At 58.8% G+C, this 17,399-nt stretch carries 20 protein-coding genes; 10 read left to right on the plus strand and 10 right to left on the minus strand.

From position 1 onward, the window contains the following. Window positions 1–213: 213 nt before the first annotated feature. Window positions 214–402: a hypothetical protein gene (locus tag NEZ08_RS16510; protein WP_298108954.1), complete on the minus strand. Its 189-nt coding sequence runs from the start codon at window positions 400–402 to the stop codon at window positions 214–216. A 393-nt stretch (window positions 403–795) separates the two neighbouring features. Between NEZ08_RS16510 and NEZ08_RS16515 the strand changes: the two genes are divergently transcribed. Together NEZ08_RS16515 and NEZ08_RS16520 are read left to right on the plus strand one after the other, a co-directional pair. Beyond that, window positions 796–1,002, plus strand: a complete 207-nt coding sequence (locus NEZ08_RS16515; RefSeq protein ID WP_298108956.1) for a hypothetical protein — start codon at window positions 796–798, stop codon at window positions 1,000–1,002. Window positions 1,003–1,249: 247 nt separating this feature from the next. Then, entirely contained in the window at window positions 1,250–2,224 is a 975-nt protein-coding gene (locus NEZ08_RS16520; RefSeq protein WP_298108959.1) for an aldo/keto reductase, read from the plus strand. Window positions 2,225–2,309: 85 nt separating this feature from the next. Here NEZ08_RS16520 and NEZ08_RS16525 read toward each other — a convergent pair whose 3' ends face one another. Further along, a complete protein-coding gene (locus NEZ08_RS16525; protein ID WP_298108961.1) occupies window positions 2,310–2,513 on the minus strand; it encodes a hypothetical protein in 204 nt (67 codons plus the stop codon). Between the two features lie 460 nt (window positions 2,514–2,973). On the opposite strand from NEZ08_RS16525, the gene NEZ08_RS16530 reads away from it, so the two are divergent. The 3 genes from NEZ08_RS16530 to NEZ08_RS16540 all read left to right on the plus strand — a co-directional run bounded on the left by NEZ08_RS16530 (window position 2,974) and on the right by NEZ08_RS16540 (window position 4,412). After that, a complete protein-coding gene (locus tag NEZ08_RS16530; RefSeq protein WP_298108963.1) occupies window positions 2,974–3,231 on the plus strand; it encodes a DUF3606 domain-containing protein in 258 nt (85 codons plus the stop codon). Window positions 3,232–3,601: 370 nt separating this feature from the next. Next, window positions 3,602–4,090, plus strand: a complete 489-nt coding sequence (locus tag NEZ08_RS16535; protein ID WP_298108965.1) for a ferritin-like domain-containing protein — start codon at window positions 3,602–3,604, stop codon at window positions 4,088–4,090. Window positions 4,091–4,220: 130 nt separating this feature from the next. Continuing rightward, window positions 4,221–4,412, plus strand: coding sequence for a hypothetical protein (locus NEZ08_RS16540; protein WP_298108967.1), 192 nt, complete (start codon window positions 4,221–4,223; stop codon window positions 4,410–4,412). 201 nt (window positions 4,413–4,613) lie between these two features. Here the strand turns inward: NEZ08_RS16540 and NEZ08_RS16545 are convergent, their stop codons facing one another. Continuing rightward, the gene (locus NEZ08_RS16545) at window positions 4,614–5,390 is read right to left on the minus strand and encodes a DUF1365 domain-containing protein (protein ID WP_298108970.1); all 777 of its coding nucleotides are present in this window, start codon (window positions 5,388–5,390) and stop codon (window positions 4,614–4,616) included. A 4-nt stretch (window positions 5,391–5,394) separates the two neighbouring features. Further along, window positions 5,395–6,708 carry an FAD-dependent oxidoreductase gene (locus tag NEZ08_RS16550; protein ID WP_298108972.1) on the minus strand — a complete coding sequence of 438 codons (1,314 nt, stop codon included), beginning with the start codon at window positions 6,706–6,708 and terminating at the stop codon, window positions 5,395–5,397. Between the two features lie 245 nt (window positions 6,709–6,953). On the opposite strand from NEZ08_RS16550, the gene NEZ08_RS16555 reads away from it, so the two are divergent. Both NEZ08_RS16555 and NEZ08_RS16560 read left to right on the plus strand, forming a co-directional pair. Beyond that, entirely contained in the window at window positions 6,954–7,757 is an 804-nt protein-coding gene (locus NEZ08_RS16555) for a DUF1295 domain-containing protein (protein WP_298108974.1), read from the plus strand. After that, complete coding sequence (locus NEZ08_RS16560) at window positions 7,758–8,786, plus strand: cyclopropane-fatty-acyl-phospholipid synthase family protein (protein ID WP_298108976.1); 1,029 nt, start codon at window positions 7,758–7,760, stop codon at window positions 8,784–8,786. It abuts the gene before it with no gap. Window positions 8,787–8,837: 51 nt separating this feature from the next. On the opposite strand, the gene NEZ08_RS16565 is transcribed toward NEZ08_RS16560, so the two are convergent. Together NEZ08_RS16565 and NEZ08_RS16570 are read right to left on the minus strand one after the other, a co-directional pair. Further along, entirely contained in the window at window positions 8,838–9,251 is a 414-nt protein-coding gene (locus NEZ08_RS16565) for a TspO/MBR family protein (protein WP_367278423.1), read from the minus strand. An 80-nt stretch (window positions 9,252–9,331) separates the two neighbouring features. Next, window positions 9,332–9,742: a DUF2177 family protein gene (locus NEZ08_RS16570; protein WP_298108980.1), complete on the minus strand. Its 411-nt coding sequence runs from the start codon at window positions 9,740–9,742 to the stop codon at window positions 9,332–9,334. Between the two features lie 871 nt (window positions 9,743–10,613). On the opposite strand from NEZ08_RS16570, the gene NEZ08_RS16575 reads away from it, so the two are divergent. After that, complete coding sequence (locus tag NEZ08_RS16575; RefSeq protein ID WP_298108982.1) at window positions 10,614–11,345, plus strand: LuxR C-terminal-related transcriptional regulator; 732 nt, start codon at window positions 10,614–10,616, stop codon at window positions 11,343–11,345. Between the two features lie 142 nt (window positions 11,346–11,487). Continuing rightward, window positions 11,488–13,170 carry a PAS domain-containing methyl-accepting chemotaxis protein gene (locus tag NEZ08_RS16580; protein WP_298108985.1) on the plus strand — a complete coding sequence of 561 codons (1,683 nt, stop codon included), beginning with the start codon at window positions 11,488–11,490 and terminating at the stop codon, window positions 13,168–13,170. A gap of 76 nt (window positions 13,171–13,246) precedes the next feature. Here the strand turns inward: NEZ08_RS16580 and NEZ08_RS16585 are convergent, their stop codons facing one another. The 4 genes from NEZ08_RS16585 to folE all read right to left on the minus strand — a co-directional run bounded on the left by NEZ08_RS16585 (window position 13,247) and on the right by folE (window position 16,023). Beyond that, entirely contained in the window at window positions 13,247–13,639 is a 393-nt protein-coding gene (locus NEZ08_RS16585) for a response regulator (RefSeq protein WP_298109000.1), read from the minus strand. Between the two features lie 377 nt (window positions 13,640–14,016). After that, window positions 14,017–14,670 carry a ChrR family anti-sigma-E factor gene (locus NEZ08_RS16590; RefSeq protein ID WP_298108987.1) on the minus strand — a complete coding sequence of 218 codons (654 nt, stop codon included), beginning with the start codon at window positions 14,668–14,670 and terminating at the stop codon, window positions 14,017–14,019. Next, window positions 14,667–15,212 (minus strand): sigma-70 family RNA polymerase sigma factor, encoded by a 546-nt coding sequence (locus tag NEZ08_RS16595; RefSeq protein WP_298109002.1) that lies wholly within the window; start codon window positions 15,210–15,212, stop codon window positions 14,667–14,669. Before NEZ08_RS16595 ends, NEZ08_RS16590 begins: the two co-directional genes overlap by 4 nt. Window positions 15,213–15,414: 202 nt before the next feature. After that, window positions 15,415–16,023 (minus strand): GTP cyclohydrolase I FolE, encoded by a 609-nt coding sequence (gene folE, locus NEZ08_RS16600; protein ID WP_298109004.1) that lies wholly within the window; start codon window positions 16,021–16,023, stop codon window positions 15,415–15,417. Between the two features lie 268 nt (window positions 16,024–16,291). On the opposite strand from folE, the gene NEZ08_RS16605 reads away from it, so the two are divergent. After that, on the plus strand, window positions 16,292–16,771 hold the full coding sequence (locus NEZ08_RS16605) for a hypothetical protein (RefSeq protein WP_298108989.1): 480 nt from the start codon (window positions 16,292–16,294) through the stop codon (window positions 16,769–16,771). The last annotated feature ends 628 nt before the right edge of the window (window positions 16,772–17,399 follow it).

Below are 17,399 nucleotides of genomic sequence, written 5' to 3' on the forward strand. Positions count from 1 at the left end.
GACCTTTTCTAATGCACGATTGTGAACACAGGGCAGGTCCGCCGGGATGCCTCTCGATGAACGGGCCAACAAGCGGCCCGGCGGGCGTCTTTGAAAATGCGAGAGGGAAATGGTTTCCTCTCGCCTTGGCGACGCATCCTCGATTCAACCTCAAGTTCGGAGAGTTGCTTGGCTTGTGACACTGGTGGGACAGACGGTTTGGGAATCCCGTCCTTAGTTTGGTGTCACCTCGTTTTGCGTCACCTCGCCCGCTGATTTCCTGTCCGAAGCAAGCGAATTTCTCTCGTAGAGAACGCTTTCGATGGCCATCTTCAAGAGCGCAACCGTCAATTGATCATCCGTCACCGCGAGCATCCGCTGAAGCTCCATGATCTTGCGGTCCAGATTTTCGCGCCTGTACATCGTTTCACCGCGAATCGATTCGAAATCATCATTGCGTGATTCCCGCGCCGGAGAAAGTACAATGCTCTCGAGCGCCCGGGATTTTCGCCGGAGTTCAGGAGCCCTCGATCGGCCGGACCACGAGCCAGGGCCGTCATCTTTCCTTCTCCGGCAACCAGTTCAAGACGCGGGAAGCCGCCTTCTTTCGTCCAAAAGTGAACCCGGGCCGCGGTCATTCTGCTCGATAGTCTTCGGAAAAGCGCGGTCAACGCAACATTTGTTAGTGAGAAGAAGGCGAATGGCTGGAATTGCTCGCACGCGAGTGAATTCTGATGCGCGCGGGGAAACGGCTCCCGGTATCCGCCTCAAACCCAGGGATGCCGGGGGCCGTCGACCGTCGTATGCGGAGTAAATATGCCGGAAGCAGTCAAGTTGATCGTTGATGCGTATGTGAACCTGAAAAATAGACAGGCTCTGGAAGAATTACGCGAGCACCGCACCAGGATGCGCAAGCGCCTCGAGGAAATGACCGATGGTTTGTTCGACGTGAGCAAGCTCATTCGGGCTTGTGATGAGGAAATCGAGATCGTCGAAGCCGGGCTGGGGAGGCTGCAGGCCTAGCCTGGCTTCCCCCTGTCTGCGCTGCGGGGCGCACTCACCTCCTCTTCGGGAAAGCGACGCCCAATAGGCAACGATTTTTTCAAAGCCGATTGACCCAGCGATCTTGCGCCGTGAGGCCACGGAGGCTCTCTCGCAGCGAGGAACGACATCGATCGGCCGTTGTTCTGTCCAAGGGCACCTTTAGCAGGCAGCCATCATTATGCCCAATCGCGCACAGCAGATTTTCGAGCCACGGTTTCGATTCGGAATGGGCGGCGTTTCACTTGGAAACGAATTCAACAAACATACCGACAAGGAGGCCGAAAGCACGCTGACGGCAGCGTGGGAGATGGGAGTGAGATACTTCGACGTTGCTCCGTGGTATGGATTCGGCCTTGCCGAGCGACGCTTCGGTTCTTTTTTGCATAACAAGAATCGGGAAGACTATTTGCTTTCTTCCAAGGTTGGAAAGCTGTTCAAGGCTTCGAAAAACAACCGGCATGCGGAAATTTTTCCGCTGTCCGACTCCCCCAATGACGTCGTATTCGACTACACGGCCGATGGCGTACGCCGGTCGATCGAAGACAGCCTGCAGCGGCTCGGCGTCGACAGCCTGGACGTTGTCTTCGTGCACGACATCTCTCCGGACTTCGCGTATTTTCCGAACGGTTGGGAGGAGCAGTACGAGATAGCGCGGAAGGGCGCTTTTCCGACGCTCTCAAGGATGCGCGACGAAGGACTCATACGCGCCTGGGGAATCGGCGTGAACACACCGTTGCCGATCCTGCGGGTCATGGAGGATGCTGACCTCGACGTCTGCTTGTGTGCCCGACAGTATTCCCTCATCGATCACGCCAGTGCAGTTAACGAACTGTTTCCGGCGGTCCGAAAGAGGAACATTTCTCTCGTCATCGGCTCGTCGCTCAACGCCGGCTTCATCTCCGGCAGTCCGCGCTACAACTACGGCAAGGAGAATTTCAAGATTCCAGCGGTCGTGATCGACAAGCGCGAGAAGCTACGGGCCGTTGCCGGCCGTTACGGCGTCGATCTTAGGACGGCTGCCCTTCAATTTTCCGCGGCGGCCGATGTAGCGGTCGCACTCGTGGTTGGTGCGCGAAGCGATCAACAGATCCGGGAAGACTGGAACTCGCTGCAAGCCAAGATCCCGGCCGAGTTCTGGAGCGACCTCAAGCGGGAATCCCTGATCGAAGCGGAGGCTTCCATCCCGTCGCTCCCCGACTGACAATACTTCCGGAGTGCAGCGAAATCGAGGACAAGCCGGGCTACGATCGCACCTGCCGCGGCATACCGGGGCGGTCGGCCCGGGTTCAGTCAGCGAGAGGAGCCTCGTGAGGCGAACGCCCCTGCGAGCCGCGTGGAACCGGCCCGCGCGCATCATTCAAATCCGATTCCAGCTCTTCGGCAATCAAGCGCAGCAGACAGATTGCAAGCGGGTCGGTGACCTCTCGCTCCAGCCGCCGGTACCGCGCGATATCCAATTTCCGCTTTTCGGCATGGTTTTGAACAGTCATGTCCAGGCCTCCCGCGGGATGACGTGGGACGCATCTGAAGGTTTCGCCGAAAATTTTCAGACAATTTGATATGGTTTGCCATTCGTAAACGGGCCTGCCCGGCCGCCGGATCAGACCAGGCTGCGGCTCGTCTTGGCACCGATCGAATGAGCGCATGATCGAGGTGCCGACGCTCTTGCAGGATAACGCCCAGGCCTCGTCCTCCCGTTTGATCCTGCCGCCTCGCCCTTCGCCCCTTGGCTGCAACGACGTCGCGGCAGCATCTCTGCCAACAGCTTGTCCGTGGCATCTCGACAAGTACGAACGAAATTCTCCGGCACGCGGAACATAGCCCGCCTCTGCGCGCTTCCTTTTGAAGAAGAGTGATTTAACGCGGAAAGCAGGACAGTCACCAACCGGTTCCGAAAGGCCGAAGGTCCCGTTCGGGTTCGGCGTAGATGCTTAACGATCAGGAGGCAGCATGCGGCGGCAACGATATAGCGCAACGCGCAACAAGCTGGATTTGAACAACCGGGTTCAAGTTCGGATTTTGAAAAAGCGCCTGAAGGTTTCGGACAAGCAGCTGGCTGGTCTGGTCCAGAAGGCGGGCACCTCGATTGCTGCTCTCCGGAAGGAAGCGGATTTGCAGCGGCTGGTTACCGTGCCCCCGGCGGAAGTTATCGCGTCAACTCAGGAAGCGGCGGTTGAACAGACGGTCGAAGAGCGCATCGCTGTTTGATGTCGTCGACTTCCGATGATGGCCAACTCCAATTGTTTCCCGCCAATACTGATTTGACCGTATGGTCGGATTAAAGAAGTGGCCGCCGCCCGCATCAACTCGTTCAGCAGAACGAGTATGATCCGATTTCCGTTGGCCGCCCTTCATTGAGGGGCTGTCAGATCGATGATCGTGATCACCGATCTTGCGCCGGCGGCCCGGTTTTCTTCTGCACCTCCTTTGCGTCGTCCAGGGTCTCTTCTTCCGGAAGTCGGACCCTGACGTTTGCCGGCCGGCCACTACAAACCAAGCGCGCGTTTATCGCCCGATCGGAACTACGATCATGGCCCAGTGTTGAGCAAGCGGCGCATTTTCGCTTTTGGAGGAACGCATGTCGGAAAAGAACCTGAGTGAGCTGTTCGTCGATACGCTGAAGGACATCTATTACGCCGAGAAGCAGATCTACAAATCCCTTCCCAAGATGGCCAAGGCCGCAAGCTCGGACAAGCTGCGGCAGGCATTTGAAAAGCATCACGACGAAACCGAAGGCCAGATCGAACGCCTCGAGCGGATATTCGAAATTCTCGGCAAGCCAGCGCGCGGCAAGAAGTGCGACGCCATCGAAGGCATTCTCGACGAAGGCAAAGAGATCATGGATGAGTACAAGGGAGCACCCGCGCTTGATGCCGGTCTGCTGGCAGCCGCCCAAGCCGTCGAGCACTATGAGATCTCACGCTACGGCACGCTCAAGACATGGGCCGACAAGCTTGGACACAAAGACGCCGGCAAGTTGCTCGACGAGACCCTTTCGGAGGAGAGGAAGACCGACGAAACGTTAACCAAGCTCGCGCTCTCGGCTGTAAACGCGGAAGCCGCCTGAACGAGATTTTCGCGCGCTTGCTCCGGCAAGCGCGCCCGCCTCGCCGGCCCCACGGCTTATATCTCGCAGATCGCGTGCGAGCGGGCGTCCGTGGCCCTGACCGGCCCGTTCGAGCGAGAGGAGAATGGTCATGCTGAAGGACGAAGAGATCGCCGTTTTATGCGATATTCAGCAATCAATCGCGTTCGCCGAGGACAAACAGGGGCAGATCGCGAAGCTGATCATAGACGGCTACGTTCTGAAGGATGGGGATATTTACGAACTGACCCCGAAGGGCGAAAAGATCCTTGAGGACCGCGGCGCTGGCCTGAATGACGGATAGCGCCCGTCCGCTCTCCGTTCCGCGGGACGGTGCCGCCAGCCTCCCGATCTCGAAGCCGCACTTAAAGGCGAAACTTGACCGTTTGGAAGGCCAAACGTGGCCACGGTGGAAATGCCGCGGCGGAGGCAATCTGTCCAGCGGCGGAAAACCGGCAAGTTTGGCCACCTGGACATCGCCCGGATTCGCCGCGCGCTCCGGCGGCTACCCGCGAGCGCGAGCCACCAGCGGCACACCCTTCAGCCACAGCCGAAGCGCCTCCCAATGAATCGCAGCGACAATCTTGAATGTGACAAGGGGCACGGCCACGAAGGCATGCATCAGCGAGCGGTACGTCAGCGAACGTCGGCGACCGGAAAAGGCGGCCGCGAGGACGGCACCGGCCTCGTCCGCTTCCAGGATTCTCACCTTGATCTGCTCTGCAGGCGGCAAGACGCGGAAGTGATAGCGCATTGCCATTGCGATGAACGGCGACACGTAGAACTGCTTCGTCTGGCTTTGCCGGAGAGTCTCGCCGCTGCGCTGGCCATTCTTCACCGGCAGCACATAAGAGTGAATTTCGCCAAACGTATTACGAACCTCGTAGATCAGCAGTACGAGCTCGCCGGATGCGCTGTAGCAAAAGTAGATCGAAAGAGGGTTGAAGGTGTAGCCAAACAGACGCGGATAGCACAGCAGCAGAACATGACCTCCGGCAAGGTCGATGCCACGCTCGGCTGCGAGACGTCTCGCATATGCGCTCAACGATGCCCCGTTCCGCTCCCCGTGATCGGCCTCGTGGAAGCTGAAGAGTGCGGCGCGATTGACCGCAAAGAGAACCGATTGTCGATCTGCCTCTTCCAGCCGGCCCAGGTCGATCAGCAGACTCACGACACGGTAGGTAAACCGATGCCGTGTTGGCCGCAACCGCGCATGCATCACTTTCCCGAAATAGAGCGCGGCTGCGGCGCCGCTTGAATTGCACTCTTCCGTTGCAGTCATCTCCCTACTCGGCAGCTTGGGCGAGCGGCGTCTCGGATTGATGCCAGGGCACGACAGCGCCGAGGGATTCGGCAATTGCAATTCCCGAGCGCAGTCCATCTTCGTGAAAGCCGTAGCCGGTCCAGGCGCCGCAAAACCAGGTACGACGTCGTCCCTGGATCTCGGACAACCGTCTTTGTGCGGCAAAGGCAGCTGCATTGTACTGCGGATGGTCGAAGACGTACTTGCCAAATGTCAGGTGCTCGGCGGGCTCGAATGGCGGGTTAAGGCTGACAAACAGCGGCTTGTCGTCATTTATGCCCTGCAGCCGGTTCATCCAATAGGTGACGGCAACATCGTTCTCCGCAGGGCGCTCCCGCTGCCAACGCAGGAAATTCCAGGATGCCCAGGCGTCACGACGCTTGGGCATCAGCCGTCCGTCCCTGTGCAGATAGGCTGTGTTCGGCGCGTAGCCGATCGCCTGCAAGACCGTGCGTTCGCGAGGGTCGGCATCCGAAAGCAACCCCAGCGCCTGATTGCTGTGGGAGGCAAGGACAACAGCGTCATACATCTCCCGCCGTCCATGACTATCCAGGATAGAAACGCCAGTCGGTTTGCGTTCAACCGAAATAGCTGCGCAACCAAGGCGAATCCTGCTCTTGAAGTCCGCCGTGAGCTTCTCGACATAGCGACGGCTTCCGCCTCTCACCGTGCGCCACCGGGGACGATCGAGTTGCAGCAAGCGATGATTGTCGAAGAAAGTGACGAAACTTTCCGCAGGAAACGACAATATCTGATCCGACGGCGATGACCAGATCGCCGCGCCCATCGGGGCCAGATAATCCGTCAGCAGGCGCGGCGCGAAACCACGTTCCCGGAAATATTCTCCCAGCGTCAAGCCGGCGAGGCTGCCCGCCTGCAAGTCCGCCACGCTTTGCCTGTTGAAGCGCAATATCTCCGTGAGCATGCGCAGATACGAGGGTGAAAAAAGATTGCGACGCTGAGCAAACAGTCCAGCCGCCGTTTGGTAGGCGTTTTCACCGCCGCCCCGCCATTCAAACCGGCCCGCATCGACAGAGACCGAAAAGCTCATGCAGGTCTCGAGCGTTTCGACGTTCAGATGGCTGAACAGCGCCGTTAATTCAGGGTAATTGAGTTCATTGAAGACGATAAAGCCAATATCGACGTCGATGGCCTCGCCATCGTAATCGATCCGTACGGTATGACTGTGCCCGCCCGGACGTAATTCTTTCTCGTAGACCGTGACGGGATAGCGTTGCGACAGCAGCCATGCAGCGGCATTCCCGGAAATTCCTGTTCCAATGACCGCCAATCGCATCCCGACCTGCCCCCAAATGTGCGTCTTGAGCTACGGCGGTGGAGATCACCGGTTTCGACCAGACCCGACCTTCGCGCCCCTGGACCCGTCACTGATCCGATCGAGGGGCAATGACGTTTCCTCCCTGTAAACGACAGGACAACAGTTCCGGATCACCTGGGGGAAACACCAGGTGATCGCCGGCGTCAGAAACGGCAGCGACGCAGGTCCGGGCCCATGAAAAGGCAGTCAGTTCGGCTGGATGAATGGCGCAGATGCATATTGAGATCCTGGCCGCAATCGGACTTTCCCTTTCGGTCCTGATGACGCTGGCCTGGATCGTCCAGCAGCGTACCGGCAACTCCGGTTGGGTCGACACCATTTGGACCTATTCGGTGGGCCTGGTGAGTGCAGTTGCCGCTCTATGGCCTCTCGGCGGCTGCCTGACGACCCGCCAAGTAATTGCCGCCGCACTCGTCCTGTTGTGGTCGGTAAGGCTCGGCACCCACATCGCGGTTCGTTCCCGGCACATAGCGGATGACCCCCGCTATGCGAGCTTCGCGCAGGAATGGGGTGCGGCGGCCCCCCGGCGAATGTTTGGCTTGCTTCAGATACAGGCATGGGCCGCCGCGCCTCTCGCCTTTGCGGTGTTTCTGGCCGCGCACGCCCCGCTATCCGCGTTGCGAATCCAGGATTATGTGGGGGTGGCCATCGCACTGATAGCAATCGCGGGTGAAGCCGCGGCCGACGAACAGCTGCGGCGCTTCAAGGTTGATCCAGCCCATGCCGGACAGGTCTGCAACGTCGGATTGTGGCGATGGTCCCGTCATCCCAACTATTTCTTCGAATGGCTTGGCTGGCTTGCCTACCCGGCCATCGCGCTGTCGGCGGCGTATCCCTGGGGTTGGGCCAGCCTTGCCGCGCCCGCGATCATGTACTGGCTGCTCGTGCATGTGAGCGGGATTCCGCCGCTGGAGACGCAGATGTTGCGGTCCCGCGGTGATCGTTACCGCGCCTACCAGGCCGAGACCAGTCCCTTCTTTCCCCTTCCTCCGCAAAGGAAATCCTGAATGAGCTCTCTATCGCTGATGATCGCCGTGGCGGAGCGCGTTCCGCTGCCGGACGTGTTGATCCGGGCCGCAATCGCTCGCCTGTGCGCGAGAACCGCCGCAGCCCTCTCGGGACAGGCGGCTGCGATCAGTTCGGATTTTGTTGCCGCGACTGCGGGCCGCCCGATCGCCGAACACGCGGAGAAAGCCAACGCGCAGCACTACGAGGTCCCGGCATCATTCTTCGAGCTTGTACTGGGACCGAAGCGAAAATATTCGTGCTGCTACTACGGTCAGCCGGCTTTCAGCCTGGAGCAAGCGGAAGAAGAGGCACTGCGGCAGACCATCGAACATGCCGGGCTCCGCGACGGGCAATCGATCCTCGAACTCGGCTGCGGGTGGGGCGCCCTGTCACTGCAAATGGCGAAACAGTTTCCCCGTTCCACGATCGTCGCAGTCTCGAACTCGCACTCTCAGCGTGTGCATATCGAACGTGAAGCCGCGAACGAGGGCTTGCAGAATCTTCGGGTGGTTACGGCCGACATGAACAAGTTCGCACCCGAAACGGGATTTGACCGCATCGTATCGGTGGAGATGTTCGAGCACATGATGAATTGGCGCGAATTGCTCAAGCGCATCCGCTCGTGGCTCGCGCCGGACGGCCGACTCTTCCTGCATATCTTCAGCCACCGATCGGGCTCTTACGTCTTTGACCACGCGAAAACCGAAGATTGGATCGCGCGACATTTCTTTACTGGCGGAGTAATGCCGAGCCATGATCTGATCCGCGAATATGGCGACCTGTTCCAGGTTGAGCAGGAATGGCGCTGGAATGGGCGGCATTACCAGCGAACAGCGCTCGACTGGCTCGATCGTTTCGACCAAAATCGCGATGACATCAAGAACGCGTTGCGCGGTGTGTATGGCAACGACACAGAACTCTGGATCCGCCGCTGGCGCTGGTTTTTCCTTGCCACGGCCGGGCTGTTCGGATTTGCAGACGGAACCGAATGGGGGGTCAGCCATTTTCAGCTGAAACCGGTCGGGTGAGCCGCCCGGCACCCATGTCCGCACCGCGTCGCCGCAATATTACAATCGAGCCTAGTTGAGCAGGACCAGCGAAGTATTCAAAACGGCCGCAAACGCAACCCAGGCGGCGTAGGGCATGAACAGCAATGCAGCCGCTCGGTCCACCGCCCACTGGCGCCAAATGAACGCGACGATGGCCAGAAACATCGCCACGATGACCGCCAGGGCGACATCCATCCGATGAAACGAAAAGAATATCGGTGACCAGGCGAAATTCAGAACCATCTGGACGATCCACAGCTTCGCGGCTGTGCCATGCGGTTCTCTTTCGAACGAACGAAATCCCGCCACGGCGATCAGCACGAAGAGGCCGGTCCACACCGGAGCAAAAACCCAGTTCGGAGGATTGAACGGCGGCTTGTTCAGAGACGCATACCACGCACCAGGTATGTTCAGCCATCCGATCAGAAGGCCCGCGCCGGTCACGAGCAGGACAAAGGCAGCCAGCCGAATCGGACCGCCACGCGTCGAGGGCGGCATGCGCTCCAGGGCCGGCCTTGGCGCCCTCACCACGTTGAAGATCCCATTCGTTCAGCGACGAGATAGCCTAACCCGGCGCTGACGGCTGCGAGGAGAGAGCCCCAGCAAATGTCGGCGAGGGTCAAGGTTGTTGACCAGTTGCGCAGTGTCGCCTGATTGGTCAGGTCATACGTCGCATATGTGAAGCATCCAAACATCATTCCCGAAGTGAAGGCCCGGAGCAAGCTACCCTCTTCGTGCGCCGGCAGTACCGCGAATCCGAGCAATCCAAGCGGATAAAGGACATAGAAAAGGGAAGCAGCAATCAAGTTCGGCTCAGGACGCAGAAGGTCGCCCAATACGGGGCGGTAAAGCCGTTCGGCCATGCTTTTGAGCCAGACCATGTCGATGGTGATGAAGGTGACGGCAATCGAGAGATAGGTGATGAAGAAATTCATTAGGATCGCTCCGTCCAGCGGATTCGTGTTCGCGGCGACATCTGCAGAGATATTCTAAACGAAGCGGCAGAGGGATCGGATCACCCTTTCCATGCCGGGGCAAAGGCCTGCCTCTATTTCGATGGACATCGGGACAGACCGGTCGCGAGAAAATGAGCAGAGAAAGACTTTCCAGGCGGCTCGGAGCCAAGACTCAGGTTGGTGGCGGGTTGAAAGATGGGTCTAAGCCGCCGGGCCTCGAGGGATCACGCCGATCGAGCGGCCGGAGAGTTGGGTAAGAGCGCCTCCAACCCTGAAAGTCCAGACCATGGTCAAGACGATGAATGGTCCGTTTCGCCGGCCTCAAATCGTTCCGGGCGAAAGCGGGGCCCATGGCTGCCCAAAAGACCGTGACAAGAACGACACAGATCATCTTCATCGTCGACTTCCGAACGCGTGCCTTGTCCACATCCGCCCGGCGGCCGTCATTGAGCGCCGCGCCTGTTTGCCAAGGTGCCTTTGCGTCCAAATTTAATCGCGATGTCGAAACGAAAGACCGCGCCTTTCAGATCATACCTTGCCGATCTTCCCGGCGCCGCTCGAGAGAAGAAACATCGCGCAACCGCTTGGCGCTGTGATCTGAAGGCCGGCAACGACGCCGGCCCGAGCGCTGGTCCAATATACCGCTCGATCCTGCTTCCAGCATGTCAAAGCACGACGAGCCTGCACGAGTATATGCACCCCATCAACCGATCTGACCGCCATGTGTTTTGGGCCGCGGCGTTTGATATCAGCGCGAGACCCATGGGGCCCATGCAGACGGCTTCTTCGACTGGGCCGCGTAGCCGATTATAGTATCCAACGATTGGTTTGAGAGTATCGGAAAGCCTGAATGACCCATCTTGACGTCGATCGATATCTGGATTCGATCGATCCGGTTGCTTGCCTGCTGAACAGCGAAGGAATCATCATAGACGTGAGCAGTGGCTGGAAGCGCTCTGCCGACGCGAATGGCCTTCAACTGGAAGACCATGCAATCGGCGTGAACTACCTCAGGCATTGCGTAAGCTCGGATTCAATTTCACTGGAGACTTTTCGCGGTCTGGGCAAGGTTCTCTCCGGCCATGCTCCGTTCTTCGGCACGGCCTATCCGTGCAGTCCGCCCGGTCAGAAGGACAAGTGGTTCTTCATGGCCGCATTCGGACTCGCCTCCGCTCCCAGCCACACCATCGTGCTCCATTTTGACGTTTCCCAATCTCTGAACGCGCCATCTGCGGGTGACTGGGAGCAGCCCGCCCCTTACGACCTGCTACTGCGCAGTGTACGGCGCACCATTCGGGAAGAACTTGCGACCTTTTCTTCGACGCCAAGTGCACCGAAAGCCAGTGATGACGAGCGTAAACGCCTTGCCCGGCTGACCAACCGGCAAATGCAGATCCTGCGCTTGCTCTCGATCGGCCGCAGCAACGCGCAAATTGCAGAACAACTCGGTATCGCGCTCAGCTCGGTCAAATCGCAGACAGTCCTGCTGCTTCGTGCCCTGAAGTGCGACAATCGAACGCAAGCCGCCCTGATTGGAGCAAGGCTCGGCCTCGACCAGAGCGAGTCCGGCGCCGAACTTTAGTTGCACCGGGCCAATACTTTGGTCAGCTTTCAGTCAAGCAGACCGCAAGCCTTTTCCGTAAAACTACGGCTTCGGGCAGTCGCGTTCTAACGATGGCTTGCCAAATGCCGCACCCTGGGTGCTGCCGAAACCGGAGAAGTACATGATTTTCTCGCGTGCAAGCGCCTTTTCTGCTTCTGCCGCAGCTCAGATCGAAGCACTGAACAAGGCGCTGGCAATCGTCGAGTTCGATCTCGACGGCAATATCATCACCGCAAACGGCAGGTTTCTCGAGGCTTTTGGTTATTCGTTGAGCGAGGTTCAGGGACAGCACCACCGCATGTTCCTTGACGCAAACGAGCAGGATACACAAGCTTATCGGGATTTCTGGGCCGCCTTGAACCGGGGCGAGCATCAGTCGCGAGAATTTCGCCGGATTGGCAAGGGCGGCCGCACGGTGTGGATTCAGGCCACTTACAATCCCATTCCCGGGCGGAACGGAAAACCCGTCCGTGTCATAAAGTTTGCGACCGACATCACGCTGCAAAAGGCACGAAGCCTGGAAGATGCCGGACAGCTGGCCGCCTTCAGCAGGGCCCAGGCAATCATCGAGTTCAACCTCGACGGTTCGATCATTACGGCAAACGAGCTGTTCCTGAATTCGGTCGGATACAAACTGGACGAAATTCGCGGCAAGCACCACAGTATTTTCCTGCCGCCGGCCGAGCGCAACACGCCGGCATACAAGAACTTCTGGCTTTCGCTCAAAAGCGGTCGCTACCAACACGGAGACTTCAAGCGAATCGCCAAAGATGGCCGCGAGATTTGGATCCTCGCGTCATACAATCCAATTATGGATGAGAACGGCGCGGTGGTAAAAATCGTCAAGCTCGCCAGCGACGTCACGCGATCCAAGCTCAAGGCTGCCGAATTTCAGGGACAGATTGAGGCCATAGGCAAATCTCTGGCCGTCATCGAGTTCGACCTCGACGGCACGATTCTGAATGCCAATGCCAAGTTTCTCGATGCGATGGGCTATAGCCTGCCAGAAATCAAGGGACGCCATCACAGTCTGTTCGTCGAAGCAAGCGAGCGTGAAAGCCCCGCATATCGCGAATTCTGGGCAGCTCTCAAGCGGGGCGAATACCAAGCCGGCGAATTCAAGCGCGTAGGAAGTGGCGGCAAGGAAGTCTGGATTCAAGCTTCCTACAGTCCGATCCTCGACCTCAATGGCAGACCTTTCAAGGTGGTCAAATACGCATCCGACATCACGCGACAAGTGTTGGTTCGCTTAGGCAACGAGCGCGTGCGTTCCATGATGGAGTCGGTCGCCGCCAGCTCAGAGGAGCTCAGCGCTTCGGTTCGCGAAATTTCACAGGCGATGTTCAAATCGAAGGAAAATGCGAATATCGCGGTGGAAAGGGCATCCGTTGCAGATACAGAGGCGAAACGCCTTTCGACCGCAGCCAATTCGATGAGAGGCATCGTCGAAATCATTGGCAACATTACGGGCCAGATTAATTTGCTGGCTTTGAACGCAACGATCGAATCCGCGCGCGCCGGCCAGGCCGGCCGCGGCTTTGCGGTGGTAGCCGCCGAAGTGAAGAACCTCGCCAACCAGGCCAAGCAGGCGGCTGACAAAATTGAGCAGGAGATCTGTGGCCTGAATGAAATATCGATGGACGTGATTGAGGCGCTGGACGCAATCAAGTGCACGATCCAGGCGGTAAGTGAATACGTGACGGCAACGGCCGCGGCGGTGGAAGAACAAAGTTCCGTCACGAACGACATGTCGTCCAGCATGCAGCGGGCCGCTCAGGAAGCGGCAGCAATCGCGAGCAGCTGACAATTCGTTCGCTGCGGATATCCGCCCGAGGTCAGCGATCGGCTTCGATGACCGCCGAAAGCAAGCTGGCCAGCCGTCATGGCGGGTTTGATGGAGTGCCGGTATTGAGGAGTTGGGCCACCGCCGTGACAATCTGGGCAGGAGCGAATGGCTTGTTCAGAATGATGCTGTGAGGAACGCCGGAAGACGCCCATTGGCCGGCGGAATCACCAGTCATGTAAATCACGGGCATGTCGGGGTCCATTTCTCGCGCACGCTTTGCGACCTCCCAGCCGTCGACAGCGCCGCTCAAATTGATGTCGGTCAGCAAAGCCTGGTATTTACCCGCGCCTTCCCGCAGCCAACTATCTGCTTCTTCCCCACTCGCCGTAATGACGCAACCAAAGCCGCCTCCGCTGAGCGATTCCTCGATGAGGATTTGCAGTTGAGGATCGTCCTCAACGACCAGAATTATCGGGCTATCCTTCATCAACAGATTCTCCGGCGGTTCTCATACGTGCTGGCCATCCGCGATGGCCCCTCGTTTCTCTCCTTTCGCCGGCCTCGGCTCCGGCCAGCGGACAGGGATCTTCGCAGCTCTAAAGCTGGTCATTATATCTACCTGCTCTCTCTCCAACGAAACGACGCGAGAGAGGACGCGGATCACCTGACCGCTGAAGACAAGATGGCCGTCTTCCAGGCCAGCACCCGCCGATCTGAAGTACCTGCACCGCAAGCAGCGAATTCGATCAGGGGCTTCAGATCGATGAAGCGGCACTAGCATCAATAAGTAAGCCAGCGCCCAAGACTTTCCGAAGTTCGCGAAGGTGGGAGCTGAGGCGTAACACGAACTTCGGAAAGTGGGCACTAGAGCCGCACGAACGGACTGATGAGCCTGCCAAAGAAGCCGTTCATTCGCAGGTCGCCGATCATCGCGACGACGCAAAGACAGGGGCCCTCATCCCCGACAATCGGACGATGATCGATATCCTCGTCGCCGTAATCGAAGTCGCCGGGACCATAGCGGCCACCCGCATGGCTGAAGCTGCCCTTGAGCACGCAGGTCAGCTCGGTGCCAGTGTGCGTATGTTCGATCATGCGCGTGCCAGGAGCGGATTGAAGCAAAAAGGCTCTCGCTTTCCCTCGGCCCGGAAGATCGATCGGTTGAACGCTCACGCCCGGGGCGACGCGCCGGCGTTTACCGAGGCGGCAGCGCCGGAGGATCTCGGGCAGATCCCGATGCTCCTCCTCGTCCACGTTGCGAGCTTCGGAGGGCCTAGTATCTCGTGGCGGCGCCTCCTGGATGCGGGCCATCAGAAGATCGAAGGCTCCATCCGAGATCGCCGCAGGCTCCGCATTCTCAAGTGCTTCGCCGGCAAGTTGCTCCATCGCCTGTACGAAGCGACGGCAACGCGCACAACCCGCCACGTGCACGCCGACGACCAGATGCTCCGCCTCACCGAGCGCGCCGGTCGCCAGGTCAGCCAAAAGATCTTCCGGCGGATGATGGGTTATGCTCATGGCGCTTCATCCAAAAGGTCTCTGAGGCGGTTCATCGCCAACCTGATCCTCGACTTAACCGTGCCGAGCGGAATGCCCAACAAGCTCGCGATCTCCGGATGGGGCCGCTCCTCGATAAACGAAAGCTGGATTACCTTGGATTGCTCATCCGACAGCCGATCGATTGCCGCCTTGACGCGCGCGGTGTCCTCGACCCGCGAGATAACAACATCGGCAGGCTCGGTCGCATCCGGCATGTTCGCAAGGTCTGCGTCTTCACCAAACCGGCCCGCCCGGGCATGTCTTCGCAAGGAGTCGATGCGCAAATTACGCGCGATCGTGAAGATCCAGGCCGCCGCACCCGTGCTTGCTGGATCGAACTGGCCCGCCTTTCGCCACACAGCTATCAGCGTGCCCTGGGCAATCTCCTCAGCTTCGTCGGCGCTGCATCCCGCCTTCAGCATCAATCCCTTAATGCGCGGTCCGAAGTGTTCGAACAGGCTCCTGAACGCCTCGCGGTCGCCGTGAGAGGCGACCCGCCCGATTAAATCGCTCCATTCCACCTTTGGCTTCAGCCCCCTGCTCGCACCAACTGACGGCCACGCCTTCGTCGTCGAAGGTAGCACGATGCCTGCGCGGTTTGGCAATCTGGTCGTTCGGATAGCAGCGATCATGGATCCTCGGCAAGGAACCGTCTGGAGGGGAGAACGAGCGCCCTGCCTTGGTGGATCACCATGGACGCTTTCTTTCCCGCGGGGAACCGCTTCAATCCGCCCCATCGGCGTTCACCATGGCCAGAAACTCCTGGCGGCGGACGGCCTCGGTTCGGAAGCAGCCGAGCATCCGGGTCGTGGTCAGGTCTACCCCGTGCTTCCTGACGCCGCGGCCACTGATGCATTGGTGGGAGGCCTGTATGAGCACCGCGACGCCGAGTGGCTCGAGCGCCCGCTCGATAGCGCCCGCAATTTCCGCCGTGAGCCGTTCCTGGATTTGCAGGCGATTGGCATACGCCTCTACGACCCGGGCAAGCTTTGATATGCCCACGACCCGGTCGCGCGGGACGTAGCCAACCCACGCATGTCCTGTGATCGGCGCCATGTGATGTTCGCAATGACTCAGGAACGGAATCTTCCGAAGCATCACCATTTCGTCATAGCCGGCAGTTTCATTGAAGGTTTTCTTCAATATCTGCTCGGGATTCTGCTGGTAGCCGGAAAAATAGCTCTTGAAGGCGCGCGTGACCCTGAGGGGCGTCTCAGAAAGTCCCTCGCGGGTCGGGTCTTCCCCGATCCAAGTCAGGATCTTGCGGACCGCTTCCTCAATGTCCTGCTCGGAGATTGCTGTAGATCCCCGCTCATAGCCGAGCGACGGCATTGTCCGGTTTTGCTGCACCATTTGCCTCGTAAAGCAGATGAAACGATGCAGGGGCCGTGCTGGATCACCCGGAACAGTTGTTGGCAGGAAACTTCCCCGCCGAATGGTCGAAAGACTCGCTCAGACGCTTCTGACTCGCACCGGGCGAGCAATGCCGGTCGGCCTCAGGTCAGCTCCTGGTGCCGACCTTCCGAAGTCGTGAAGGTGGGGCTGCGATGGAGCACGACATGGGACAGCTGAGACATTTTCTGCGAATGCGATCTGCCGAATGAAATTCGGCGACGATTGGAACGTTGACGTCTCTCGGCCGCTTTCTTGCTACCAGGACTTCCAGCAAGGGAACACTCCGATCATGAAAATGCTTCTCGCAGCTTTCACATTCGCCACGCTCATGGGGCCGGCATTGGCGCAGTCATCTCAAAATCCTTCAGCCCAGCCAAACCAGCAAGCTAATACGCAATCATCTTCTCAGCACGGCCTCATCGCGGCCCAGAAAATCAAGCAAGACCTGCAAAAGGAAGGCTTCACCGACGTCAAGGTCGTGGCTGAGTCTTTCGTTGTCCAGGGCAAATCTCCGGATGGCGATCCCGTGGTGATGACAATCGGGCCTCACGGCATGTCGGTCTTCGAAGCCATGAACGAAGGCGGATCCGGCTCGCGGACCACCGGATCAAGCAATAGCTCCCCAAGCCACTCGAATTCGAGTTCAACTTCCAATCCCCCGGCAAGCCACGGGATGCAGAAGTGATGCTCGTCCGGCCGGCTTCGGTCTAGGAAGTAATCCGGCGAGCCGCCCAGACAGTTTTCGCGGCCGCAGGCCGGCCAAATGCGAAGAAAACCCGCATGAAGAAGCGGGTTTTCTTCTCGGGAAAAAATCATCCGCCAGAGGATAAAGACCATTGTAGCTGAGTTGGACAATGCGGCCGCCTCGAGCGAGCTAAGTGGGTCGGCATCGATCCTTTTTGCCGGCCGGCCCTACCCGCCTGTGGCGAAAGCGGGAATGACGATTTACGCCGCAGAATTCCGGGCCGCGCGGTTCAGTCAACCGGTTCGCCCGAAGCGTGCCGTTGCGGAGCAGCAGGTACCCCGCGGCAAGCGGCAAGCATTGTCCCTTTTGCTCACTTTATCGGCCTCTCACCATCGCGCCACATTGAAATCGGGAGACCGTTAGACATAACCGAGCTGGACCCGGCGTTTGAACCAGCGGTCAACCTCGCAGCTCTTCGGCCAGTCGCCGCTCAATGAAGCTGCGCTCCAGCCCGGTCAGCTGTGTATTCAGGAGCTTGCGATATCGCCGAATGTTTTCTTCGCGCGTCCATCGCGGGTGATTCGATCTGCTGAAGCAACGGATCGACCGATGAAGTTGCGTCAATGTT

The organism is Bradyrhizobium sp., from assembly GCF_027451485.1.
In the GTDB taxonomy this organism is placed as follows: Bacteria; Pseudomonadota; Alphaproteobacteria; order Rhizobiales; family Xanthobacteraceae; genus Bradyrhizobium.

Excerpts from the sequence above, each read along its gene's own strand:
- NEZ08_RS16510 (WP_298108954.1), bottom strand. The coding sequence starts at position 402 with ATGTACAGGCGCGAAAATCTGGACCGCAAGATCATGGAGCTTCAGCGG.
- NEZ08_RS16515 (WP_298108956.1), top strand. The coding sequence starts at position 796 with ATGCCGGAAGCAGTCAAGTTGATCGTTGATGCGTATGTGAACCTGAAA.
- NEZ08_RS16520 (WP_298108959.1), top strand. The coding sequence starts at position 1,250 with ATGGGCGGCGTTTCACTTGGAAACGAATTCAACAAACATACCGACAAG.
- NEZ08_RS16525 (WP_298108961.1), bottom strand. The coding sequence starts at position 2,513 with ATGACTGTTCAAAACCATGCCGAAAAGCGGAAATTGGATATCGCGCGG.
- NEZ08_RS16530 (WP_298108963.1), top strand. The coding sequence starts at position 2,974 with ATGCGGCGGCAACGATATAGCGCAACGCGCAACAAGCTGGATTTGAAC.
- NEZ08_RS16535 (WP_298108965.1), top strand. The coding sequence starts at position 3,602 with ATGTCGGAAAAGAACCTGAGTGAGCTGTTCGTCGATACGCTGAAGGAC.
- NEZ08_RS16540 (WP_298108967.1), top strand. The coding sequence starts at position 4,221 with ATGCTGAAGGACGAAGAGATCGCCGTTTTATGCGATATTCAGCAATCA.
- NEZ08_RS16545 (WP_298108970.1), bottom strand. The coding sequence starts at position 5,390 with ATGACTGCAACGGAAGAGTGCAATTCAAGCGGCGCCGCAGCCGCGCTC.
- NEZ08_RS16550 (WP_298108972.1), bottom strand. The coding sequence starts at position 6,708 with ATGCGATTGGCGGTCATTGGAACAGGAATTTCCGGGAATGCCGCTGCA.
- NEZ08_RS16555 (WP_298108974.1), top strand. The coding sequence starts at position 6,954 with ATGGCGCAGATGCATATTGAGATCCTGGCCGCAATCGGACTTTCCCTT.
- NEZ08_RS16560 (WP_298108976.1), top strand. The coding sequence starts at position 7,758 with ATGAGCTCTCTATCGCTGATGATCGCCGTGGCGGAGCGCGTTCCGCTG.
- NEZ08_RS16570 (WP_298108980.1), bottom strand. The coding sequence starts at position 9,742 with ATGAATTTCTTCATCACCTATCTCTCGATTGCCGTCACCTTCATCACC.
- NEZ08_RS16575 (WP_298108982.1), top strand. The coding sequence starts at position 10,614 with ATGACCCATCTTGACGTCGATCGATATCTGGATTCGATCGATCCGGTT.
- NEZ08_RS16580 (WP_298108985.1), top strand. The coding sequence starts at position 11,488 with ATGATTTTCTCGCGTGCAAGCGCCTTTTCTGCTTCTGCCGCAGCTCAG.
- NEZ08_RS16585 (WP_298109000.1), bottom strand. The coding sequence starts at position 13,639 with ATGAAGGATAGCCCGATAATTCTGGTCGTTGAGGACGATCCTCAACTG.
- NEZ08_RS16590 (WP_298108987.1), bottom strand. The coding sequence starts at position 14,670 with ATGAGCATAACCCATCATCCGCCGGAAGATCTTTTGGCTGACCTGGCG.
- folE (WP_298109004.1), bottom strand. The coding sequence starts at position 16,023 with ATGCCGTCGCTCGGCTATGAGCGGGGATCTACAGCAATCTCCGAGCAG.
- NEZ08_RS16605 (WP_298108989.1), top strand. The coding sequence starts at position 16,292 with ATGAAATTCGGCGACGATTGGAACGTTGACGTCTCTCGGCCGCTTTCT.